A 24,123-nucleotide genomic window follows, 5' to 3' on the forward strand; every position below is an offset into this window, starting at 1 on the left:
CATGGTGGATGCGCTGCGCTTATCCACCTTACTTATGCAATCAACACGATCGTACCGTAGGGGAGATAAGCGCAGCGCATCTACCATCATCAGCCCCCGGCTTGCAGCGCGTTCTGCCCTTCCGGCGCGGCGGAAGTCTCAGGTGGGTAGATATTGGTGGGCCATTTCAGCGGCGCGAATTCTTTGCACAACTGCATATTGCCGACTTCGGCTTTGACTTTGTCGACCTTGGCCTGGGTTTCCGGGCCGAGTTCCAGGGTGATGCTGTTGAATATGTCTTCCTGAAGTTTTTCAATCGGCGATATATCGAATGTGGGACGGTGTTCAGAATCGAAACTGTGATATCGCCGCTCAAAACAAACTTCAACAAAATGTTCCTCGGTTATCGGGAACACAAAAACATGCTCCGGGCGGATCAGTTTCTCCGGGTCTGCGCCACGACTGATTTTGAAGCTGGCACTGGGAACGGGTAAATGCGAATGACGCTGCCAATCTACGGGGCCATGAAAACGCGGAATATGGGCAAGCTCATTTTCCCAGTTGTGGTGCCCGTAGCGCTCGTTTAAATAGCGCATCAAGACCACTTCAAAGGCCCTGGGGTTAAAAAAAGATAAGTTCTCAAATCTGTGTTCATCAAAGCGGCCAATGACACTCACACTGAGAATCAACTCCCCCTTACACCCGCTCATCCACGGCCCGTAGAACGCCCACAAGCGCCTCAATACACAGTTGATACCCCAGTGTGAATTCGCCATCACCCCCTGTCCATATCGGCTCAGGCGAGGATCAATCAACACGTCATGCCCCGGCAGAATTCTTGTCTGCTTTACCGAACGGCGCAACGGCCTATGCCTGGGAGCACGCAAATTCAGGCGGCTGCCGCCAAGTACCAAAGTGGTTTCAGGCGAACTGGAAAACGATGGCCCCCGAGGCGTGCAATAAGCATCCCGGCGCCGCCACTCCAGCGGGAGGTATTTGAATAGATTACGCATAACGCCCCTCAACGTCTGAAATGGTGTCCAAAACTTTCCGCAGCACTTTTACCCAGCGCATGGACGACTCCGACCCCACCGATGGCGGTAGCAATGCCACCTACAACCAACCCAGCCTGCCCGCCAATGGCTGCAGCCAAAACACCCACCGGTGCGGCCACCTTGAGGCCGCCGTTCAGCCAGGCCTCAGCGTGGTAACCTTTGTTGTAGGGATCATCTTGATTTCTCAGCCTTAATCCAGCCACGCCAAACTGACTAAGTGCACCGCGCGCACTCAACCCGGTATCAGCAATACGTTCATTTAAACGCATCTGTAGCTGGTGGGCTAACTTCAGTGCTTTTGCAGGCGATGTGCGCGGCTTGTGGAAGTAAACGGTATGACTTTCCAGGCTGATCCCTTTATCCACCAATATCTGCATCGCCTGGGTCAACACCGCGGAACCGCCGAAATCTGCGGCCCATACCACGCCCTCTATATCCCGAGCCGCCGCCATGGAACTGGCTAACAGCACTGCAGATGCGCGACTGTTTGCCACCGACAGAGGGTTATAACTGAAAAGCCCTCCCAGTCGCGCTTTGCCTGGTGTGAAATGCAGATCCGCACCACTCTCGGGGACTTGGGCGGCCCCCAATCCAAGATGCTTCATGGTTCTGGGAAGCGTATCTTCAACAGCGTCGTCTGCACTACTAAATTGGGCGTCTGCGACTGTAACTAATCGCCCTCGTTGAGGAAGAATCTTGCTATCTGCAACATAGGTTGACGACCACGAGTTATGACCGCGGCCGGTTGAAACACGATAGAGCCCCAAACGGGTGCCCTCTTCACCCGGTGCCGCCAAATCATAGTAATGTGCATCCAGGTCCAGCTCCATAATACAAAACTGGTCATTCATCCAACGTACCACCGTCGCCTTCAGTCCCGGCAGAAAGACATAATACTTCTCACTGCCACTGGAGCGCTCGCGTTCACCGGGACGTACGTATACGTTGTTTTTCCCCAGCATACCGGTGGTCAGCGCATTCAGTTCTTTGACCGCGATCCGTGCCCAGTGGTGGTTGCGCTGGGCGGCCTGTTGCAGGCGGTCGTAGACCGGTTGTAACTCGGGCCTGCAGCGGATTGGCTTGCCTGCGTTGCGCCCGGCGATAAGAGGAAAGTTCTGGGGGGTGTGCTGAAGAGGATTATGTGGTGTGGTCATGGATTCCTTGCCGTCTTTTCAATTCCCTGTGAAAGACTCAGAATCATAAAGAGCGGTAAATCGGCCTTCAAGGAACAGCACCGATTATTGCGTGTACGGTGGTACCAGTTTGGGAAGGGAGGCCGTCGATGTTGCCTTTCTCATCCCGCTTCCCCCAACGCACGAGACCACTCAGTCACAACACCCCCTGAAAGCCCGCTCCCTCCACCCCTTGCGGGGGAGGAGGTAAGCGGTCCACGGCATCGCCATACTCCACCCTAACCTAATAAACAGCAATCCAGCGGACTCAAGGTATGAGCGGTAACACTATCAGTGAGCACAATGGCGAATGGTGGCGCAATTGCGTCATCTACCAGATCTATCCACGCAGCTTCTGCGATGCCAATGGTGATGGCATCGGCGATCTGCAGGGGATCTGCCAGAAGCTCGAGTATGTGAAATCCCTGGGCGTGGACGCCATCTGGATTTCCCCTTTCTTCAAATCCCCCATGGCGGACTTCGGCTACGATGTATCGGACTACCGCGATGTCGACCCGATTTTCGGTAACCTGGACGATTTTGACCGGGTCATCGAAACCGCCCATACACTGGGCCTGAAGGTCATCATCGACCAGATCCTGAGCCACGCCTCCGACCAGCACCCCTGGTTTGAGGAGAGCCGATCCAGCCGCGACAACCCCAAGGCGGACTGGTTTGTGTGGGCGGATGCCAACCCCGATGGCAGCGCACCCAATAACTGGATGTCCAACTTTGGCGGCAGCGCGTGGCGCTGGTGCACCCGTCGCCGTCAGTACTACCTGACCAACTTCCTCAAGGAGCAGCCGGACCTGAATCTGCACAATCCGGAAGTTCAGGAACAGTTGCTGGCGGACCTGAAATTCTGGCTCGATCGCGGGGTCGACGGCTTCCGCCTGGATGCGATCAACCACGCGTTCCACAACCCGTCGCTGGAAAACAATCCGCCGCGTCCGCTGAAGCTGGACGACAACGGTCTGCCGCCGGTGAACACCTACGAGCACCAGTGGCATATCCACGACAAATCCCAGCCGGAAAACCTGGTCTTCCTGCAGCGCGTACGCGCGCTGATGGATCAGTACCCCGGCTCCACCACCGTGGGCGAGGTGGGCGATGACAACACCCACAAGATCATGGCGGACTACACCACCGAGAACCGCCTGCACATGGCTTACTCCTTTGACCTGTTGTCGGAAGATTGCAGTGCAGAGTTCCTGCGGGAAACCCTGGAAAAGAACCGCCGCGTTATTGAGGAAGGCTGGCCCTGCTGGTCCATCTCCAACCACGATGTGCCGCGCTCCTTCAGCCGCTGGAACAAGGGCTTCGACCGCGAGACCGCGCTGGCCCGCGCCCCGCTGTTCCTGCTGATGCAGCTGATGTTGCGCGGCAGTGTGTGCCTGTACCAGGGCGAGGAACTGGGTCTGCCGGAAGCGGAGGTGGCGTTCGAGGATCTGCAGGACCCTTACGGCATCAACCTGTGGCCGGAGTTCAAGGGCCGCGACGGTTGCCGCACCCCCATGCCCTGGTTCAATGGTGGCGAGGTCAACGCGGGGTTCTCCAGGGCAAAACCCTGGCTGCCGGTAGCGGAAGAGCACTATCACCTTGCGGTTTCCGTACAGGAAGACGACAAGCACTCGATGCTGAACCGGTTCCGCGCGTTGCTGGACTGGCACGCCGCGCTGTCGCCGGCACTGGCCACTGCCGAGCAGAACATTGTCGATACCGGCGATGACCTGCTGGTGTTCGAGCGCAGTGTTCAAGATCAAGGGGTCGAACAGGAACGCTATTTTGTAGCCCTGAACCTGGGTCAGACGGCAGCGGAATACACTCTGCCGGCACCGTTTGTGGGCGCCGAAGACATCACCCCAGCGGGTTTTTCCGGCAGTGTGGACGGCAATCTACTCACCCTGCCGGTCGCTGGCGCGCGGGTTTTTCGTCACAGTTAAGCGTTAATTGATGAGTCCAATGCCAATGATCGGGCTCAGTTGAAAATTTGGCGGTTACTTTATCGAGCGGGCCGAACCGAGGCCCACGAGCGTACTCAAACCTGTACCTCTCGATAAAAACGTCGATTTGGTTGCTCTCTCGTCAAAGCAAGTATCCAGACCCCTTCTGGATTTTCAGGCCGGCTGTTTAGCCGGCCTTTTTTCTGCCCCCCGCCGGCTCTCCACCAACACCATCCAGGAACATTTCCCCTTTGCAATAAGCCGAATTCGGCTCATTCCATTTAAATGTAATAGGCGCCAAAGCCTAACCCTACCATGCCTCTCACTTGCCACAGGTGCATCTCTCGAAGTTCGCTGGAAGCTTACTCGAGCCTTGCGCGAACCTAGAGAGATCCACTCTGAGGCGGGCTCATCCCGCGGCCAAACCGGGACACACCGGCGCGCCGCATTGGGGAAATTCAAAGGTACTGTTTGTGCACGTCCGGTGCAGGACCTCGCTCGTCCTGAATTTGACCGGAAATTCGGCTACACGGCCAACCCAACAATGGGTAACCGAAGCCAGCACACAACGGCCTGCAATTGGCTCGCAAGAGCAGATGAGGTACGCATGCAAACTTTCACTTCCCTGATTAAGAAAATGCTTGTTGGCAGCAGCCTGGTACTCGCCACCACGGCAGCCTTTGCGCCGGTAGCACAGGCCGGTGATTATCCCTACCCCTATCAGCAACACAGATCCATGACCGATGGCAGTGCCTGGTGGCGCCGGGATGTGGTGGGCGGAACACCGCATATCATCATCGATATCAGTGAGCAGCGTGCCTACTTCTACAAAGGGGGACGCCTGGCCGGTATCTCACCGGTGGCCACGGGTATCGCGGGTTACCGCACCCCTACGGGCTCTTTCCGGATCAGCGAGAAAGATATTGATCACCGCTCCAACTTGTTCGGCCACTATGTAGACCGCGCCGGCTATGTGCGCAAATCGAGCGTAGATGTACGCCGCGACAAGCGTCCGGCGGGCACGGTTTTCCGCGGCGCGTCGATGGACTTTTTTATGCGGGTAAACGGTGCGGTGGGTATGCACGCGGGCAAAGTGACCGGTCGCCCGGAATCCCATGGCTGCATCCGTCTGCCCTGGCACATGGCGAAAATCTTCTATGAGAATGCGCCAATGGGCACCAAGGTGACTGTTCGTCAGTAATCAGAACGCTGACCCGAGGCACTAAAATGAGGACAAGTAAAAAGGGCAATCCATGGATTGCCCTTTTTTTCGTATTTACAGCTCTTGATTGCGGATGATTAACCGAGGCTCCCGAGCACGCCGCTGATGGTCCAGAAGTCCCAGCCCTCCGGCAGCCGATCCCGTTCATTGTCACTGGCGACAATACCCCGGCGGTGTTCCGGCCACGCCAGTACTGCGACGCCCTCGTATCCGGCAAAACGGTGAAACAGCAGTGGCGCTGCGAGTTTGCGCTCCAGCTGCTCGCAGAGCGGGTGCCAGTCGAGAGGCAACTGTCGACGCACCCGCTGCCAGTTGCGCTCGCCGGTCTCTTCTACCTTTTCGCCGTTATCCTCGACCACCTGCGCCTGCCAGTGACGATAACGCGATTCACTGGCGGCAAGCGCACTGTTTTCCGGCAGCGTCAGTACGCCGGCGGCCTGCTGCTGAGCGCAGAGAATACAGGCATCCACAGCCAGTCCCAGAGCAACACCGCGATCCACGGGTACAAACCACTCTTTACCACTCGGTACCGGCCACTCGCAAAAGCCGCAGGTGCCCGAATCCGCTTGTACTTCAGGTGTGAGTGCATGCAGTGGCTGTGGTCGTTTGCCGGGCGTCCAGAAGCTGGCGCGATCGGTGGAGAAAAACTCATCGGCAAATTGACTGACATGCCAGTGGAAACTGAGCGCCGAGGCAACCCTGCCCCGATCCCGCGGACCAAGGCTGCGGTAGCCGCGGTGATTGACCTTGGCAAGACAGTACTCGCAGGCGTGGGGCGGTTGTTCCAGCCCCGGTGCGGACAGTGCTTCGCGCGCAGTACCAATCCAGACCGGCTGTGCGGGATCTTCCAGGGCGCCGCAACAGCTGGCAAGGTGGATACGATGGAAAAACTCTTTGCGCACATTCAGGTCTTCCACGCCAGCAACGTCTACGGCGAACACCATCACCGGATGCCCGCGGTAAATCCAGCCGTGGGCGGTCTGATCCAGATCACCCAGTGCCACTTCCATACCGCGCACCAGTGTCTGCTCGAGGGATTCCAGTGCCACTTGCGCTGGTTCTACTTCCTCACCACTGGTATTGGCGGTAGCCGCCGTTTCCGGTACGGACTCATTTGACGAAGACAACGCCTGTACTTCCTGTTCATCCGCTACTGCAGCCTCCTGTCCTCCTTCCTCCTGGCCCCCCTCGGCAGATTCGGGGGTGGTGATGGACGGCCCCATACCGGAGACAGCACGGGTCAGTGCTTCCAGATGCCGCGCCCAGCGTCTCATCAGAAGGATTCCTCGAGAATGCTGTGGATCTTGGTTTCAGAGTTGGTAATCACGCGAAAGGCCACCCGTTTGGATTGGTCAATATTCTCACTGCCATCCGCATTGTATATGGGCCGCGATGAAGAATATCCGACTGCGGCCACATTCTTCATCATCCAGGAATTGTAGGACGTAACCGCATCCAGGGTGTACACGAACCGCAGCACCGAGCGCGCGCGATCCTGCGACAGGCGCAGGTTGTTGAAGTACATGGCATTGGGGTCACTGGACTGCCCCCAGCCAGAACTGGTGTGGCCCTCAATCCGCACGGCCTCAATAGAAGTTCTGAACGGGGCCAGCACATTCATGTAGCGCGGGAAAAATTCTTCAAATACCACCTGATAGCTGGCATTAAGCTCAGCCTCACCGGTTTCAAACATGGCATCAGAGTTATTGAAGGCGATGGTCAGTGTTTCGCGATCAATGGTGGCCCCCCAGCGACCCAGATCCGGGGCAAATTCCCGCTGCAGGGTCTCGTAGATGGCCAGCTGGTTTTCCTTGTAGGACATAGCGATGGTGCGAATTTTTTCCCGCTCGATCATCACCGAGCGCATCATCGCCACCGCAATACACAGGAAGACCATCATCAATCCGGCCATCAGGTCGGACACACTGATCCAGGAGGCGTCATCGCCTCTATCCTGGCTTACACGGCCGCCGTGATATCCAGACCGCTGCACCATCAGGCGATTTCCTCATGGCGGCTTTCTACCTGCTGCCGGGACTGGGCACGCGCGGCCGACTCCGTCAGACGCTGCATCTGCCCAATCAGTTGACGGTAGTCCCGGGTGAACTGACCACTGATGGTCGCCAGCGCCTGCCCCATGGCACTGATCACACCCTCGACTTCCTCTTCCATACGGCGCTCCACCAACTGGTATTGCTTGCCGATGGTATTTTCAGACTCGCCAATGCTCTTGCGGATAACATGGGTGAGTGCATCCACCATTTCCTTGTGGGTGCGGGCCTGCTGCAATGCCAGTTCCTGCATGCCGTTGCGGTGCGTGGTGACAGATTCCTGTACCAGTGACTGGATAAAGTCCGCATCCAGGCTCGACATTTTTTCGAACGCGCCGGAAACCGCCTGAATCTGCGCACCGAGCAATTCGCTCTGCTGGGCAATGCTGACCAGAGACTGCTTCATGTCGCTGGTCATCACCTGCTGCACCACATCGATACCTTCCACAAACTGTGCGATGCGATCCCCCAGCTGAGGCATGACGTCCTGGACCTGCGTACTGATCTGGCCATAGCGCTCCAGTTGCGCATTGAGCGCCTGCATCTGCTCTCGTACATCCTGGCCGAAGCCTTGCATTCCCTCAAAGAACTGCGGCACTTCCGCCAGCTGCTGATGTACCTGCTGCAAATCGCGGGCGACCTGTACCATGCCGATAACCGCGGTATCACAGTGCTCGGACCAATATTCGACGCGCTCTTCGTGCGCTTTGTATTCGTTGGTCAGTGTTGCCACCATGGCATCGAACTGGCTGAAGTTCTCACCAAATCGGGCCATGTTGTCACCGAACTGGGATTCCACACGCTCGTTGAAGCGCTGTACCACCTGCTCCATTTCTCCAACCAGAGCGCGGGAAATCTGTTCAGAGAATTCCGCCAACTGATTTTCGCTCTGCTTCAACTGCCGCTCCTGTCCCGCTACCAACGTGCTCTGCAACTGCTGCAGGGACTGCTGAATATCCGACAGTTCTATCACCGGCCCGCTCACATCGCCGGGAACTGGAATAAAACGGGTCAGTGCACGCAGCAAAATGGAAAGACCAATACCACACACACTGGTAATAAACGCGGTCTTCAGGCCGTCCAGCAGGTTTGCGATACTCTGGTCAATATCCACCAGACTGAATTCAAACAGCCCGATGATCACCCCGGTGAAGGTACCGAGAATCCCCAGAGAGGTCAGCAGCCCCGGTGCCTGCTCCACAAATTCGCCACCGCGACGGGCGAACCGGCACACCAGCGCCAGAGTGAACAGAGACAGCATCAAATACAGAAATCCCTCGGTCACCGCATCCGGGCTGAGAGCAAGAAATACAGAGCGTAATAATTCAGACATTGTGTTTTTCTCGAAATTTTCTCGAACGTCGTGTTCAAGCAATTTACTCAAACGGAACGTTCAAACAATGAATATTCAGCCTTTGAGTTGCAGTACAAATTCCTGAATGGCTTCCCCGGATGGCAGCCGGGCGAGATGGTGGCTGTACAAGCGATAATCCGGCAGCAGCCGCATCAGGTCGGCAGTACTGCCCAGGTTGCGCGCACAACGCTTGCTGGAAATGCCGGTGACCGCCACGCGACCGTCCTCCAATACTTCAAACATCGACGGGCGCTCCGGCTGTTGTGCTGATTTGTGCACCAGAAAATGCAGGATTGCGCCGGCATTCATCCGCTCCGCGAACAGTTCCCCCAGAGCCTGCACCTGTTCCCGGGTGCAGTAGTTCAGCAGGTCCCAGAGAAGCACGCCGTCCAGGCGGGTGCCCTTGTCAAAACTGAACATGGACTCACTGAGGCCAGCCGCCTCGCCCTGGGTCTTCTTTCGCCAGGTGAGCGAAGCGTGCAGGTCTTCCACGTAGAGTGAACCGACTTTCTTTTTCAGCGCATCGATATTGCGGCCGTTTTTACGCCCGCAATCAAGAACGGTACTGGCAGCCGGTAACGCGCCCAGTGTTTTTCCGATACCGGAGAGTTCGATACGTTCGTCATCGCGCACGGTATTGAAGTAGGCACTGACATCCGAAGCTCCGCCGCTGCGCACCTGATTGCGCGAAGTGACGCTGTCGTACTCGAGGAAGTGCTCGGTCACGTTCTGATCCATCCCCTCGCGCTTCATCAATGAATTGAACAAAGTGAATCGATCCATACACTTGAGTAGCGTTACCGTGGAGTGGCCCTTGGACGGAACTTCCGGATATTCCGGATCGTCCACATACTCGAAGCAGAAATCCTCCAGCAGGCGGAAGCGTCGCGGCTTGCGCGGCTGATCGCGACCGGTGTAGCGCATGGTATGCAGAATCGTGCCCTGCTTGAGGTGGGGTTTTAGCAGTTGGATCAAGTGCTCAATCACTTCCAGGTCGAGGAAATTGAGCAGATCCCAACACAGAATCACATCAAATTTCAGACCCGCGGGCTTTGGCAGCAGGTGCTCCTCTAGCGCCGCCAGTGGGTCACTGCAGGACTGGTTGTCCGTGAGGTATTCCACCAGATCTTCAATATGACACTGGCAATTGAGGCGGAGAAAAGCCTGGGTGGTACCGGATGAGAGCGGTCCAAGGTCGAGGATTCGGTCCCCGCTTTTGACCATCTCGGTCGTTAACGCAGCGAGGCCAAAAGAACGGTGTTGCATCGGTTATCGCAAAGGTTCGAGGGCGTGAGCCAGGAATAGAAGTGCAGCGCCGTCGGAGGTAACGGCGCCGCGGTCGAGCCATCAGCGATCAGCTGTCTGCCGGCTCGGCTTCCTTGGCTTGATCTTTGGCCTGGTCCTTGGCACTCTCATTAACAGGTGTTTTCGGGGCGAAAGATTTTTTCGCCGCGGCAGGCTTCGCCGGCGCTTCGTCCTTGGGTGGCAGGCTGGGGTGTACCAGTTTTTCTTTAAATTCGCTGTGGCGCGCTTTCATTTCATCATCGGTATCCACCATATCCATGGAGCCGCGGAACTTACCGCCATCGTCCAGCTGGATACGCGGGGCAATCAGGTTGCCCTTAACCACGGCGGTATTGCGGATCTCAATCAACTCGTCCGCCAGGGCATCGCCGGTCAGGGAACCGTTGATGACAATGTTCTGCGCGTGGATATTCGCATTGATCTCACCTTCGCGACCAATGGACAGGTCGTGACCTTCCATAATCACGGTACCTTCAACGGTACCTTCGATATGCAAGTCTTCGTTGCCAATCAATTCACCGCGGAACTTGATATTTTTACCAATGGTGGAGCGATCCTTGGCTATCGTGGATTCGAGCTTGTCTGCGAACGGGCGCTCGCTCGCACCATTTTCGTTCATACCGGAAAGAAAAGAGTTGGAATCCAGATTTGCATCCGGCTTGGGATCGAGCGGGTTCGCCATAGTGCCACCTAAGTTAGTTTTAACCGTAGAAGAGTGTTTATGTTTTTAGGTAAGCGGCGTTTGTAGCGCTTTTTTCCACTGGTTCCCATAGCTGGTGAGACAAAAATCAAGCGCAGGCCCAACTTTGTGAAAAGCCTCACACAAAATTAGGCGCCACACGCAAGTTCATAGGGAACTGTTTTCAACGGCCGGATAAAATCCGCACACATTCCGGAAAAACAGGATGTATCCAGAGAATGATTAAAAACCAGTTAAAACCGCGAAAAAATACACAATTACTCACAATCCAACCATTTGCCCCAAATAAAGCGTTGCGATCAGTGATCATCGGAAATGTCGGGGCACGCCGATCAGAGGCGTTTTTACCGGTGTCGCCGCACCGGGCACAATGACGAAACTATTGCTGCCCGGATTGGTGTCGTACACAAACGGACCGATCTTCTTCCAGTTGTTCAACAGCCAGAGATTGCCGGATGGGTCGATGCCACCACCAGTGATCCGCTCCAGGGCATCGCTGGTGTAGCCGGTATCCGGTGATATCGCGTCGCCCACGGACATCCCCTGAGGACATTCACCGCTACCACAAAAGCGCGAGACACCGGTATCCGGCCACACAGTATCCTCTTGGGCATCTTCAAACGGAGTGTGCCCGAAATTGAATACCCAAATGGTATCGCTGCCATCCACCGCGTTCCCCCACGGAATGCTCAGCCCTCCCTGGCCGAACACTTGAACCGGCGCACTGCCATCCGCGGGAATAAAGACCATCGATGGGTTGCCGCCCCCCTGCGTGTCGAGTGGATCGACACAGGGCACATTTACCGCATCGGAATTGGACACCCACATATTGCCTTTGCTGTCGCTGGAGATACCCATGGGCCAGGATAGCTCCACCCCGGCAATATCCACTTCCTCTACACGGCCGCGACGATCAATACGGTAGAGGCGTTCGGATTTATTGCCGGTGATCCAAGCCCTTCCCCGCCGGTCTATGGCAATGGCAAACGGCTTCAGCGAGGGAGATTCGGTGGGCTGCAGATCCGGATTGGATCCCGGTAGCGGGAAGTTTTTGGCCAGCAATGGGTTGCCACCAGGGATCATGGTAACGGTATCGTTGCCGCAATTGGCCACCCAAATATTACCGCGGCGATCGGAAACCGTCCCCTGCGGCCACCAGATATTGCCGCGGGTAAAGCCCTGTTCGCGGGAGATCGGGCGACCGCTCTTGTGGAACAGGGAAACGCTGTTGTGCGTAGCCGGGATTTTGTTGTCCGGGTCCGGCGGCACGGTACCGTCAGCACAGGCCGGGGATTCAAAACCGAAGTTACCTACCCAGATACGGCCTCTGGGATCCAGAGTGATCCCGAACCCTGCACCACTCAACCCCCCGCCATAATAGGGCGACCCGGGATATGTCTCACCCCACGGCTGAAACCGCAGCAACCGCTGGCTCGCACAAGCGTTTTCATTAGTGGCTTTGGGAACATAGTTGTTCAGGATCCACGCGCTGCCTTCAGCGTCAAATGCGATATTGCCGGGTCCATTGATCAGGTTGAATTGGTCCTGTGCGGAATAGTTGCCACCGGTAAATTTAATGAACAACAGCCAGTTTGTGGGACGCTGGGGCAAAGCAGGCTGATAGACCGGAGCCGCGAGCGACAACAGAAACAACGGGTCTGCGCTGTCCTGCGGGTAGTAGGGATAAGAGGGATAGCGAGCAGCATTCGCTATCGCCTGCAATACATTGTCTACCGGTGCCTCACCAACCTGAGTGGTTGCCGCAAACAGCTGCTCACAGTGCTGTTGTGTCGCAACACACGCCGCAACCACATTGCTCAGCGCATTGAAGGTTGGCAATGTACTGGTCTCATTGCCATTCGGTTTTTGCAGTAAAACCGGAGATACCAGCCCGGTTGAGGGAACGGCCATGTTTGCGGCCATTTTTACCGCGTTTTGCATACCGACATGATTGCCGCGTAGTTTCTTTCCGTGAATAAACTGCGCAAAGGCAGTCGCCATGGCAACCGTGGTTCGTTCGTTGACGACCAGTTTTGACGGCACATCGTTGCCGGCGACGACGGTGGCGAGGGTCACCTCACCTTTCTCAGCCACCACCAACAATACGGGCGGCATTGTTTCCAGCAGCCCTGGCGGCAACCGGAAATGCAGACTGAAGCTGCCATCTTCTTCGCTCACAGCGGTTGCCAACTTGCGCTGGAATCCGCCCGCAATGGTGAAATTGGCGTAGAGGGAAATACGGTAACCCACCAGTGGGAACTGGTGGCTCTTTACTGTTCCTTTAATGGTATCGGCAGCGGGAGAGACCGGCAGCCATCCGGTGTGGAACGACTGCCAATCGCGGGCAGCGTAACTACCGGTTGAGGAAAAAGTGAGAAGCAGGCCAATCAGAATGGCGTAAAAGCAGACAATAGAACCGCGACGACAACTGATATCCATGGTCGAGCATCCATACTACGCGGCACCGACCACGACCGGCACCTTACTTCCTGGACATACCCTTCTCGGATATGGACATAGGGCCCACGGGTTGTGGGCCGCTCAAAAAGTATGGCACAGGGATTTTCCAGCATACGGGCCTGCAAATAATCAGACGCCAGGCGTTTTCACAAAATAATCGTGCGCAGCCTGATTCACCCTGCCAGAAAGGCGCAGCGTGGACACCATGGTGGGGATCGCCATTACCGCATACATACCGATAATCAGATTGTTCACGATACTCAATGACGCCACCGCACCAAACACAATCAGCAACAGGTAAATCACCGTGTACACCCACTGGAAACGGGTACCAAACAGAAAGCCAAAACACTTCACCCCGTAATACCAGAAGGTGACGATGGTACTGAACGCCAGGGGTACCACCATGATCAGCAACATGATCGGCCCCCAACCGCCGAACACGCTGCTGAAGGCACCGGCGGTAAGTGACACACCTTCGATGCCTTCACCGTGTTGCCAGGCACCGGTCAGCAGAATCACCAGCGCGGTACAGGTGCAGATGATCAGGGTATCCACAATCGGTCCCACCATGGCCACCACGCCCTCACGCACGGGTTCATTGGTTTTTGCCGCGCCGTGGGCCAGGGACTCGGTGCCGATGCCCGCCTCATTGGAGAAAGCACCGCGACTGATCCCGGTGGCGATCACCGCGCCGAGCGCACCGCCGGCCACCGCTTCACCGGTAAAAGCATCGGAAAAGATCAGCGCAAAGGCGGCGGGTATCTCCTGCCAGAAGTAGCCGATCACCCCCAGGGTCAACAGCAGGTAGAACACCACCATTGCCGGCACGACCCGCACAGCGAACCGGCCGATCCGCTGGATACGTCCGGCAATCACCACCAGCGCCGCCAGAGCCAGCGCCACACCGAGGCCAAACTCGAACAGCAAAGAGCTGTCCGCAGACACCCAGCCCATGGGCTCGGCAAAAGAAACCCGCAACAACTGCACGGTCTGATTGGACTGGAAGGACGGCAGCAGGCCGCAGAGTCCGGCGATCGCAAACAGATAGGCCAGCGGTTGCCAGCGTTTACCGAGCCCCTCGCGAATCACATACATGGGACCGCCCTGCAGCTCGCCGCTGCTGTCACGGCCGCGATACATCACCGCCAGGGTCGCGGTATAGAACTTGGTCGCCACCCCCACCAGCGCTGTCACCCACATCCACAGGATCGCTCCGGGACCGCCGGTGCTGATGGCGATGGCGACCCCGGCGATGTTCCCCAGACCCAGGGTGCCCGAGAGTGCGGTGGAAAGCGCTTGCCGGTGCGGCACCTGGCCGGGATCATTGGGGTCATCGTACTTGCCCCGCAGCAGGTCGATACTGTGCCCCAGATGGCGGTAGGGGCGACCGCGGGAGCTGAAGAGTAGAAACAGACCACCGCCCACAAGCAGTACCAATAGGGGTGTGCCCCAAGCGTAAGCGACGAAGGTATCGAGGGCGGAATCGAGCGATTCGATAAATGACATGAGAGATCTTCCCGGGGGGATTCAGTACGACAAACGGAATATGCTCGCGCACTGGGGGGAAAATCTCAAATCTGATCCAATGGGTGACGCCACTCAGGCTACCTGGGGAAACACTGATTACGGGGCGGGCAAACCATATAACTTGACTTTATCCCGCTCCACTTTCAGCAGAACGAACTCATCGCCGCGCTCCAGAGCATACTGGCGTATGACTTTTTCCTGCTTTTTACACGGCGCGCACCAGTCAGCATAGTATTCAATAAACACCGCTTTTCCCTCCGGCAATTCGCCCAAGGAGAACTGGCGCCCGCCCGGGTGCTGCAGCAATTTCTGGTAGAACTCCATCGGGTCAGTGCATGCCGGTTCACGGGAATTTATCTTCGCAAGCATGGACTGCAGAACAACTTCTTTCTGGTCTTGGGGAATCCTGTCATCCTTTTGTATAGACTCTCGCAACGAGCGCTCACGAGCCTTTTCCATTACCGTCACCCGGGCCGGGTTTATGGCCATCTCTTTTCCAGCCAAAGCCCGATCCAACTTGTTCATATAGCTTTCAGCAGAAGAAAAACCGCGCGTGTGCAGCAGACACTTACCATCGGGGCTGTAGGCGAGAAATTCCGGCAGACTGCGCTCGAACTCACCTTTCAACTCAGGATTTACCTGCAGCTCGTAAACCTGGAGTTCAGCCGAGAAAACTGGAAGAGACAGAGATAGCAGCATCAGGATAAAAACACGGGACAAGCGGGACATAGTGCAACTCCTTTTGCATTTTTATGGGTGTGCGAGAGCCAAAGCAGCGACTGTGCGCGATACAGGCAAAGTCTTTGTCCCCGCTACATCATCAGAGTTCCGTCCCTAAACCGCCGCCGTCACTCCAGCCTGGCGGGCATCCAGCTGGCTTTCTATCAACGCCAGCGCCTCCAATTGCATCGCGGCGGAAGCTGTGCTCGCAGCGTCGGCATCCCCGCGGTCGATGGCATCGAACAGCCGTTTGTGGTTCTGGTAGCTGGCGCTCTCCACGCCCTTGATACGGTTGGTGAAGCGGATGCTCACCCGCAGCGCGGTTTCGATAAAGCTGCCCAACTGTATATAGAAGGGGTTGTTAGTGGCATTGAGGATATTGATATGGAAAGCAATATCCGCATCTACCGAATCACCAAGACCGCTCTCAGCAGCTTTCATGCGTCCCAGTGCTTCTTCAATGCCGGCGATACCCTCACGATCCTGCTCCGTCGCTGCCAGCGCTGCGGCCTCTTTTTCAATCGCCTTACGCAGCTGCATAAACTCCCGCAGCATTTCCAGCGATGGTGATGCCCGCAGAATCCAGCCCAGCACGTCTGGATCAAACAGGTTCCAGCGGGCGCGGCTCTGGACCCGGATGCCCTGACGGGGACGGGAAGAAATCAGCCCCTTGGCAGTCAACATCTTGATTGCCTCGCGGGTGGCGCTGCGGCTGATGCCGTACTCCTCACACAGGCTGGCCTCAGAGGGCAGACCGTCTCCGGGCTGGTAGCGCCCGCTGGCGATAGCCTCACCCAAGGTGTGTACCAGCTGTTGCGTCAGATTGCGTCCATTGTGATGTCTATCCAAGGTCTGCCCCTCAACATTGATGCTTGATTAATATGACAAATATTGACGATAACGCCAAGTCCTGAGACTGATTCATTTGTTAGAGTCTCGGCACATTGTTCCCGAAGCCGGCTATCTCGCGGCCCTTCCACGCACTTCTTCACGTATGGTCACCACGGAAAGGAATTTCCCGCCATCTATTTAGCATATAATTGCGATTAATATTGTAAACGATTACACCCGGTGATACTTTCCTGAATTCAGGTTTGAAAATCGCAACGCGCGCAAAAGCCAAAATTACCGCACGTGAAACCAGCAAGATTCAAAATAAAAAAGATTCCAATTATCAATACTGAAGATTGGAGCCAAAACCAAAACGCCAAACGTCACAAACAGTAATAACAACCAATAAATAACAACAAGCAATACACAGTGACACGCGATGAAGACAGTACACGCCCGCGCCCAGAGTGCGGACCAGTCAGTCTACACGGTAGCCGGGGCGCTGGCCGCGGTATGCCTGACGCTTTCCACGGCAACTTGTGCGGCAGTGTCCGCGAAAGAAGCCGGGCCTGCACCACTGGCACTCTGGTTCGACCACCCGGCGCAGGATTGGGAAACCGAATCCCTGCCCATCGGCAATGGCGCCCTCGGTGCCACCGTTCAGGGCGGGATTACCCGCGATATCCTTCAATTCAACGAGAAAACCCTGTGGACCGGTGGCCCCGCCTCCAAACAGAATGGCCCGCGCGGCTATGACTTTGGCCTGCCCCGGGAGCCGCGCCACCAGGCGCTCGCCCAGATGCGCGCCGCGCTGGCAGAAAAAGGGCAACTGGCCCCGCAAGCGGTAGCCAAAGTCCTTGGCAACCCGATTACCGCCTACGGCAATTACCAGAGCTTTGGCGATCTGGTACTGGAGTTCCCCGCCGCGGACACAGTGGCTGACTATCGCCGCGCACTGGATCTGGATAACGGCACCGCCTCGGTCAGCTACACCGCAGGCGGCGTACACTACACCCGCGAATATCTCGCCAGCTACCCCGATGAAGTGATCGCGGTGCACCTGCGGGCCGATCGGCCCGGCCACATCCAATTCCGCGCCCAGCTGCAGATTCCCGACAACCGCAGTGCCGAAGTACACATACAAGATCAGCGCGTCACCATCAGCGGCGCGCTGGATGACAACGGACTGGGGTACGAAACCCAGTTACAGCTGATCGCCGACGGCGGCGAAGTCACAACCAAAGAGGACGGCAGCTTCACCGTGGCAGGCGCCGACAGTGCCACCTTGCTGATCACAGCCGGCACCGAATACGCGGCGGAGTATCCACAGTACCGCGGCCAGAATCCCCACAGGATGGTGCAGGCACGCATGGACCGGGCCAGCCGCAAGGTACACCGCCACGGCTACCCGGTCCTGCGGGCCGCCCACGTGAAGGATTACCGCAACCTCTTTGCACGGGTAAACCTGAACCTCACCGGAGCCACTGAAAGCCAGATCAGAAAGCGAGATGTCCCCATCGACCAGCGGCTGGATCACTACGGCGCAGGCGACACCACCTCCGATCGCGCCCTTGAGGAACTCTACTTTCAGTTCGGCCGCTACCTGCTGATCAGCAGCTCCCGCGACGGCTCACTGCCCGCCAATCTGCAGGGGGTGTGGAACAACTCCGCCACGCCCCCCTGGAACGCCGACTACCACGCCAACATCAACCTGCAGATGAACTACTGGCCGGCGGAAGTGACCAATCTGAGCGAAACCACCGGCCCCCTGTTCGACTTTATCGACAGCCTGCAAAAGCCCGGTGCCGTGGCCGCAGAAAAACTCCTCGGCGCGCGCGGCTGGACCCTGTTTCTCAATACCAACATCTGGGGCTTTACCGGAGTGATCGACTGGCCCACCGCCTTCTGGCAACCGGAGGCCGGTGCCTGGCTCGCGGACCACTATTACGAACACTACCGTTTCAATCTGGATAAAACTTTCTTGCGCGAGCGCGCATATCCGGTGATGAAGGGCGCTGCGCAATTCTGGCTCGACAGCCTGGTGCCAGACCCGCGGGACGGAAAACTGGTGGTGTCCCCCAGTTATTCACCGGAGCACGGCAACTTCACCATCGGCGCCGCCATGTCGCAGCAGCTGGTCCACGAGCTGCTCACCAACACCCGCGCTGCCGCCAGCCTGCTCGGCGACAGTGCCTTTGTGGACGAACTGAACGGCACACTGGAAAACCTGGACCCGGGCCTGCGCATCGGCAGCTGGGGACAACTGCAGGAATGGAAGTCAGACCTGGACGATCCGGAAAACCAGCACCGCCACGTATCGCAGCTCTACGCCCTGTTCCCCGGTGAAGGAATTGGCCCGCATACCCCAGACCTGCAGGAAGCCACGCGTACTTCACTCAAAGCCCGCGGCGACGTCGGCACCGGCTGGAGCCGCGCGTGGAAAATCGCCCTGTGGGCACACCTCGACAACGGCGACCGCGCCCATCGCATTCTCGCCGCGCAACTGAAAGACAGCACTCTGCCCAACCTGTGGAGCACCCATCCCCCCTTCCAGATTGACGGCAACTTCGGCGCGACTGCAGGCATGGCAGAAATGCTGATCCAGTCTGACGATCGGCACATTCAACTGCTGCCGGCCCTCCCTGACGCCTGGAACAGTGGCAGTGTGACCGGCCTGCGCGCCCGCGGCGATGTCACGGTGGATATGGCGTGGCACAACCAGCAGCTGCAGCGCGCCACACTCGTCAGCGGAAACGACCGGAACATCCAGATTAAGCTGCAGGACGCAGGGCCATTTACCCTGCGCGATTCCGACAGCGGCAAGGTTCTCGCCCTGCGAGGCAAAGGTAATACCAGAGCCTTTACCGCCAGGGCAGGAAAAAGCTACCTCCTGACCCGCACGACTCACAAGAAGTCACTCCAATAAAGCCACCGGGGGAAGTAGATCCATAGCGGTAACAAACGTCTTAGCGGTATAAAAAAACAACCATAAAAATGGGAGAAGAGAGATGTATAACAATAAAAAGGCATTCGCCAAATCCAAGCTATCGCGCTGTATCCGCATCGCATCAGGAATTTCCCTGATGGCGTTGAGTTCTGTTGCGCTGGCACAGGAAGAGAAACAAGACGAACTCACCGATGCAGCAAGTCTGGAAGAAGTCACTGTCACCGGACAACGGGCAAGTATCCTGTCCGCCCAGGATATCAAACGTGACTCCGATTCGATTGTAGACTCCATTGTCGCTTCCGATATCGGCAAGCTGCCGGACCGCAGTATTACCGAGGCACTGCAACGGGTACCGGGCGTAACCGTAACCCGTTACGACGACATGAGCGATCCGGAACACTTTGCCGGCGAAGGTGCCGGCGTAGCAGTGCGCGGCCTGAGCCAGGTGCGCGCCGAGCTCAACGGACGCGATGTATTTTCAGCCAGTGGCGGACGCAGCCTGAGTTTTGACGATGTACCGGCAGAATTGATGGCCGGTGTCGACACTTATAAAAGTCCATCCGCAAGTATGATCGAGGGTGGCCTGGGCGGGGTGGTGAACCTGCGTACCCGTATGCCCTTCGACAGCGATGGTCAGGTCTTCAGCGCAACCATCAAGGGCAACTACGGCGATCAGATCGAAGAGACCAATGGCGAATACTCGGCATTGTTCAGCGATCAATGGGAAACGGGGATTGGCGATTTCGGTGTGCTGGTAAACCTGTCGACTTCCGATCTTTCCAGCCGCGCCGACAATATCTATACCCGCGCCTATTTCCCGCGGGAAGATATTGAAGAAGACCAAACCGTTTGGGTGTCTCCCGGTGCCGACTGGCGTCGCAACGACTACAAACGCAAACGCGAAGGCCAGTACCTGGCACTGCAGTGGGCCCCCAGTGACGACCTGCAGCTCCATACCACCGCATTCCGCTCCACCCATGAACAGTTCTGGGATGAAAATGGCTTCTTTATCGATGCGGGCAATTACACCGCTGCGGTCAAGGGAGCGGAAGACTGGGAGTACGATAACAATGGCGCGCTGGTATCAGGCACCATCGGTACCAACAACGGCAATGGTATGGCTTTCGGTACCAGTACCCGGTACTCGGAAAATGTCTCGGAGACCACCGATATTTCTTTCGGTGGCGAATGGCTGGCAAGCGAGCGCCTCACGGTTAAGGGGGATCTGCAATATGTGGAATCCACCTCACAGACCGAAGACGTACTGCTCGGGCTAGTCACCTTCCCCGATGCCATCCGGGTAGACGGCCTCAACAGCGCCCCCTCCATCCATGTCGATGACGCATTTCTCACGGACCCATCCAACTATAGCTACGGCCAGATGCAGTCCATGCCGTCCGACAACGAGGGCGATTCATTCGCTGCCCGACTGGACCTGGAGTACGAACTGGAGAACAGTCTGATCCGTTCTGTTCAGGCCGGTGCACGCTATACCGAAAAATCCACCCGCAATGCAGAAGCCTTCAGCTGGTCGGCCATGTATCAACCCTGGCAGACCGGCTGGTTGTATCCGGACAGGAACTCCTTCCCCAATGTCCAGAGCAGTGACCTGGTGGCCTTTTCCTACGGTGGCTTCCAGCGCGGCAATATCGACGTGCCCGACTCCGCCTACCTGTTGAATCCTGCCCTGCTGCGCGACTATCGCGGTACCACGGACCGCCTGACGGAATTCTACTACGACCATACCGATGCTCTCGCCGATCCTGCCGGTATCGACTGGCACAATCCGTCCGTGCGCTGGAACGAACTGGACCTGACATCGCCGGACAATCTCAACACACAGGACGAAACCACCGAAGCGGTCTATCTGCAGGCAAACTTTGCCATGGATGACCTCACCATGCCGGTGGACGGTAACGTCGGCCTGCGCTATGTACGCACGGACAATGTGGCGCATGGTCATATGCGCTTTGGTGCGTTCAGTATCCCCGGTAGTAGCGAACCGCTGTTTCCCGGCGACCCAGTGGCGCTTTCGTCAGAGAATGACTACGACCACGTGCTTCCCAGCCTCAATGTACGCCTGCACGCAACCGACGAGTTGAAGATCCGCTTTGCCGCGTCCAAGGCAGTCTGGCGTCCCGAGTTCTGGCGACTGAAAGCACTGATGGATTTCTCGGTCAACTGGAAAGACGGCATCAATCCGCCCACCTCTCCCGAGGATTACGATCCCAGCATGATTTACTTTGCGCTGGACTCCACAGGCAACCCTGGCCTCGAGCCAATGACCGCAAACCAGTACGACCTGTCCGCCGAGTGGTACTTCGATGACAACGGCGGTATGGCGCACGTAAACCTGTTCCGCAAAGATGTCTCCGATGTCTTCGGCACCGTTACCGAAGACACGACTATTGAAGACATGGATGTGGTTGCCAGCTGGATGGGTAATGTGGGAACCGCCGATATTCAGGGCGCCGAACTCGGTGTGAGCAAGTTCTTCGATTTCCTGCCCGAGCCCTGGAATGGTTTCGGTGTGCAAGCCAACTACACCTATATCGACAGCAGCGTCGACGTACCCGCTGAAGTGGATCCGACCAACACCGACGGCTCCGACTACAACGACCTGCCCTTCGAAGGCCTGTCCGAACACGCCTACAACCTGGTGGGTATGTACGAACAGTACGGTTTCTACGCCCGCCTGGCCTGGAACTGGCGCAGCGAATATCTGGTCTCTGCCAACGCCAACGGCTGGAAGGACGACGGCGCCGGCTGGCACCTGCCGGTCTACAACGATGACTACGGCCAACTGGACCTGTCCATGGGCTACAACGTTACCGACAATGTCTCGGTCAATTTTGAAGCCGCCAACGTTACCCGGGAAGAAACCGTTGGCCTGATGGATCAGGGTGAAATCGGCAAGCGTCACGCCTACACCTACTCCCAGGATGTGCGTTATGCGGCCAGTATCCGGGTTACTTTCTGATCCCCGGTATTTGATCCTGTTGTACCCGGTGGGGCCCCGGCCCCACCGGTTTCATTCCCAAAGGCACAAGCGACGAATAATAACGACCATGAAAACACTACAACTCAGTTTCTGCTTTCTGCTGTATCTGTCACTGGCAAGTGGTGTCGCCACCGCCAAAGTCGATCAGACCTTTCCGCATATTGACTCCAACAATGGCCGTCACGCGCTGATGGTGGATGGCAAGCCCTATCTGATACTGGCCGCCCAGACCAACAACTCCGCCAACTACGCAGCAGCGTTGCCGGATGTGTGGCCGGTGGTGGAACAGATGCAGGCAAATACCCTGGTCATCCCCGTTGCCTGGGAGCAGGTAGAGCCGCAGGAAAATGCCTTTGATTTTTCTTTTGTCGACACCCTGATCGCACAGGCGCGGGAACAAGACGTGCGGCTGGTACTGCTGTGGTTTGCCACCTGGAAAAACAACGCCCCGCACTACGCACCGTCGTGGGTAAAACTCGACAATCAGCGTTTTCCGCGCGTGAAAACCGAAGATGGCAAAACCCTGAACTCCCTGTCCCCGCACTACCGCAGCACGCTGGAAGCGGACAAAAAAGCGTTTGTGCAGTTGATGCGTCACCTGAAAAAGGTCGACCGCGAGCGCACCGTCATCATGGTGCAGGTCCAGAATGAGGTGGGTACCTACGGTTCCGCACGGGACTACTCCGAAACCGCGGAAGAGATTTTCCAGCAACCGGTGCCACAAAAACTGCTGACCGACGCTGGTAGAAAGGCTGGTAAAGAACCCGGCAACTGGGAAACCGTATTCGGTGAAGACGCCGACGAGTTCTTTCACGCCTGGCATATCGGCCGCTACGTCGATGAAATCGCCGAAGCCGGAAAAAAAGAATATCCACTCCCCCTGTATGTCAACGTGGCACTGCGCAACCCGTTCAATCCCGGACAACCGGGCCAGTATTCCAGCGGCGGCGCCACGGACAATGTCATCCCAATCTGGAAATCCGCCGCGCCGCATATCGATATGATTTCGCCGGATATCTATTTTCGCGATCACAAGACCGCCACCCGGGTGATGGAACTCTATGCCCGCGACGACAACCCGCTGTATATCGCCGAGATCGGCAACGATCAACCTTATGCGCGCTATTTCTTCGACGCCTTGGGGCACGGTGCCCTGGGCTTTGCCCCCTTCGGCATGGACAACACCAAGTACTCCAACTATCCGTTGGGCGCGAAAACCATGGATGAAACGGTGATCAAGCCGTTCGCCGAACTGTACAGGGTGTTCGGGGCCATGGGGGCCGAATGGGCTGAAATCAGTCTGAATCATCGCACCTGGGGTTTTTCCGAACCGGTAGACACCTACTCCGCCGACAAAGCCCTGTGGAATGCCAAAGGCAGCGACGGCGAAGAAAAACCGGAAAAAGACCCCGAGGACAACACCCAGCGCCAGGACCTGGGGGACTGGACCGCAGAGATCACCTACGGCCGCCCGGCATTCTGGATCGAACCGCCCAAAGGCAACAGCCCCGCCTCCGGCGGAGCGGTGATCGCGGAGCTGGGCAAGGACGAATACCTGGTCGTCGGTTACCACGCGCGAGTCAACTTTTCCCCCAGCAAGGAACTTGTGGGGGAGCAGTACACCTTTGAACGCGTGGAAGAAGGTCACTTTGACGATGGTGAGTGGGTATTCGAGCGGGTGTGGAATGGCGACCAGACCGACTGGGGCCTGAACTTCATTGAACAGCCCCATGTACTCAAGGTGAAGCTCGCCACCTACAAAACGAATTGACGATTGATTGGTGGATGCGCTGCGCTTATCCATCTTCTCACACAGTTCATAAACAGCAGACAAACAATAACGACGGATGAGA

General features: G+C 57.0%; 16 protein-coding genes. 5 read left to right on the forward strand and 11 right to left on the reverse strand.

All coding sequences use genetic code 11. From position 1 onward, the window contains the following. Positions 1-89: 89 nt before the first annotated feature. Positions 90-992 carry a hypothetical protein gene (locus tag LPW13_RS12635; RefSeq protein WP_230435880.1) on the reverse strand — a complete coding sequence of 301 codons (903 nt, stop codon included), beginning with the start codon at positions 990-992 and terminating at the stop codon, positions 90-92. A gap of 8 nt (positions 993-1,000) precedes the next feature. Then, positions 1,001-2,188, reverse strand: a complete 1,188-nt coding sequence (locus LPW13_RS12640) for a hypothetical protein (protein ID WP_230435881.1) — start codon at positions 2,186-2,188, stop codon at positions 1,001-1,003. 293 nt (positions 2,189-2,481) lie between these two features. On the opposite strand from LPW13_RS12640, the gene LPW13_RS12645 reads away from it, so the two are divergent. Next, a complete protein-coding gene (locus tag LPW13_RS12645; protein WP_230435883.1) occupies positions 2,482-4,149 on the forward strand; it encodes an alpha-amylase family glycosyl hydrolase in 1,668 nt (555 codons plus the stop codon). A 607-nt stretch (positions 4,150-4,756) separates the two neighbouring features. Beyond that, positions 4,757-5,350 carry a L,D-transpeptidase family protein gene (locus LPW13_RS12650; RefSeq protein ID WP_230435885.1) on the forward strand — a complete coding sequence of 198 codons (594 nt, stop codon included), beginning with the start codon at positions 4,757-4,759 and terminating at the stop codon, positions 5,348-5,350. A 98-nt stretch (positions 5,351-5,448) separates the two neighbouring features. On the opposite strand, the gene LPW13_RS12655 is transcribed toward LPW13_RS12650, so the two are convergent. The 9 genes from LPW13_RS12655 to LPW13_RS12695 form a co-directional block, all read right to left on the reverse strand. Further along, positions 5,449-6,645, reverse strand: coding sequence for a hypothetical protein (locus LPW13_RS12655; RefSeq protein WP_230435887.1), 1,197 nt, complete (start codon positions 6,643-6,645; stop codon positions 5,449-5,451). Next, a complete protein-coding gene (locus tag LPW13_RS12660; protein WP_230435889.1) occupies positions 6,645-7,367 on the reverse strand; it encodes an OmpA/MotB family protein in 723 nt (240 codons plus the stop codon). Before LPW13_RS12660 ends, LPW13_RS12655 begins: the two co-directional genes overlap by 1 nt. Continuing rightward, entirely contained in the window at positions 7,367-8,755 is a 1,389-nt protein-coding gene (locus LPW13_RS12665; RefSeq protein WP_230435891.1) for a hypothetical protein, read from the reverse strand. Before LPW13_RS12665 ends, LPW13_RS12660 begins: the two co-directional genes overlap by 1 nt. Positions 8,756-8,830: 75 nt before the next feature. Further along, on the reverse strand, positions 8,831-10,042 hold the full coding sequence (locus tag LPW13_RS12670; protein ID WP_230435893.1) for a methyltransferase domain-containing protein: 1,212 nt from the start codon (positions 10,040-10,042) through the stop codon (positions 8,831-8,833). Between the two features lie 88 nt (positions 10,043-10,130). Continuing rightward, entirely contained in the window at positions 10,131-10,763 is a 633-nt protein-coding gene (locus tag LPW13_RS12675; protein ID WP_230435894.1) for a bactofilin family protein, read from the reverse strand. A 324-nt stretch (positions 10,764-11,087) separates the two neighbouring features. Next, a complete protein-coding gene (locus tag LPW13_RS12680; protein ID WP_230435895.1) occupies positions 11,088-13,220 on the reverse strand; it encodes a Vgb family protein in 2,133 nt (710 codons plus the stop codon). Positions 13,221-13,370: 150 nt separating this feature from the next. Next, complete coding sequence (locus tag LPW13_RS12685) at positions 13,371-14,750, reverse strand: alanine/glycine:cation symporter family protein (protein WP_230435896.1); 1,380 nt, start codon at positions 14,748-14,750, stop codon at positions 13,371-13,373. Positions 14,751-14,867: 117 nt separating this feature from the next. Next, a complete protein-coding gene (locus LPW13_RS12690) occupies positions 14,868-15,500 on the reverse strand; it encodes a thioredoxin family protein (RefSeq protein ID WP_230435897.1) in 633 nt (210 codons plus the stop codon). Between the two features lie 105 nt (positions 15,501-15,605). Next, entirely contained in the window at positions 15,606-16,340 is a 735-nt protein-coding gene (locus LPW13_RS12695) for a FadR/GntR family transcriptional regulator (RefSeq protein ID WP_230435898.1), read from the reverse strand. 421 nt (positions 16,341-16,761) lie between these two features. Here LPW13_RS12695 and LPW13_RS12700 point away from each other — a divergent pair, with 421 nt between their 5' ends. The 3 genes from LPW13_RS12700 (at position 16,762) to LPW13_RS12710 (ending at position 24,041) form a co-directional block, all read left to right on the forward strand. Continuing rightward, the gene (locus LPW13_RS12700; RefSeq protein ID WP_230435899.1) at positions 16,762-19,248 is read left to right on the forward strand and encodes a glycoside hydrolase family 95 protein; all 2,487 of its coding nucleotides are present in this window, start codon (positions 16,762-16,764) and stop codon (positions 19,246-19,248) included. A gap of 82 nt (positions 19,249-19,330) precedes the next feature. Beyond that, positions 19,331-22,249: a TonB-dependent receptor gene (locus tag LPW13_RS12705; protein ID WP_230435900.1), complete on the forward strand. Its 2,919-nt coding sequence runs from the start codon at positions 19,331-19,333 to the stop codon at positions 22,247-22,249. Positions 22,250-22,337: 88 nt separating this feature from the next. Further along, entirely contained in the window at positions 22,338-24,041 is a 1,704-nt protein-coding gene (locus LPW13_RS12710; protein ID WP_230435901.1) for a GH35 family beta-galactosidase, read from the forward strand. Positions 24,042-24,123: the final 82 nt, after the last annotated feature.

This window comes from Microbulbifer celer, from assembly GCF_020991125.1.
GTDB lineage: Bacteria > Pseudomonadota > Gammaproteobacteria > Pseudomonadales > Cellvibrionaceae > Microbulbifer > Microbulbifer celer.

Coding starts and splice junctions, on each gene's coding strand:
- LPW13_RS12665 (WP_230435891.1), bottom strand. CDS start 8,755: ATGTCTGAATTATTACGCTCTGTATTTCTTGCTCTCAGCCCGGATGCG.
- LPW13_RS12700 (WP_230435899.1), top strand. CDS start 16,762: ATGAAGACAGTACACGCCCGCGCCCAGAGTGCGGACCAGTCAGTCTAC.
- LPW13_RS12690 (WP_230435897.1), bottom strand. CDS start 15,500: ATGTCCCGCTTGTCCCGTGTTTTTATCCTGATGCTGCTATCTCTGTCT.
- LPW13_RS12670 (WP_230435893.1), bottom strand. CDS start 10,042: ATGCAACACCGTTCTTTTGGCCTCGCTGCGTTAACGACCGAGATGGTC.
- LPW13_RS12680 (WP_230435895.1), bottom strand. CDS start 13,220: ATGGATATCAGTTGTCGTCGCGGTTCTATTGTCTGCTTTTACGCCATT.
- LPW13_RS12650 (WP_230435885.1), top strand. CDS start 4,757: ATGCAAACTTTCACTTCCCTGATTAAGAAAATGCTTGTTGGCAGCAGC.
- LPW13_RS12675 (WP_230435894.1), bottom strand. CDS start 10,763: ATGGCGAACCCGCTCGATCCCAAGCCGGATGCAAATCTGGATTCCAAC.
- LPW13_RS12640 (WP_230435881.1), bottom strand. CDS start 2,188: ATGACCACACCACATAATCCTCTTCAGCACACCCCCCAGAACTTTCCT.
- LPW13_RS12645 (WP_230435883.1), top strand. CDS start 2,482: ATGAGCGGTAACACTATCAGTGAGCACAATGGCGAATGGTGGCGCAAT.
- LPW13_RS12635 (WP_230435880.1), bottom strand. CDS start 992: ATGCGTAATCTATTCAAATACCTCCCGCTGGAGTGGCGGCGCCGGGAT.
- LPW13_RS12660 (WP_230435889.1), bottom strand. CDS start 7,367: ATGGTGCAGCGGTCTGGATATCACGGCGGCCGTGTAAGCCAGGATAGA.
- LPW13_RS12685 (WP_230435896.1), bottom strand. CDS start 14,750: ATGTCATTTATCGAATCGCTCGATTCCGCCCTCGATACCTTCGTCGCT.
- LPW13_RS12710 (WP_230435901.1), top strand. CDS start 22,338: ATGAAAACACTACAACTCAGTTTCTGCTTTCTGCTGTATCTGTCACTG.
- LPW13_RS12655 (WP_230435887.1), bottom strand. CDS start 6,645: ATGAGACGCTGGGCGCGGCATCTGGAAGCACTGACCCGTGCTGTCTCC.
- LPW13_RS12705 (WP_230435900.1), top strand. CDS start 19,331: ATGTATAACAATAAAAAGGCATTCGCCAAATCCAAGCTATCGCGCTGT.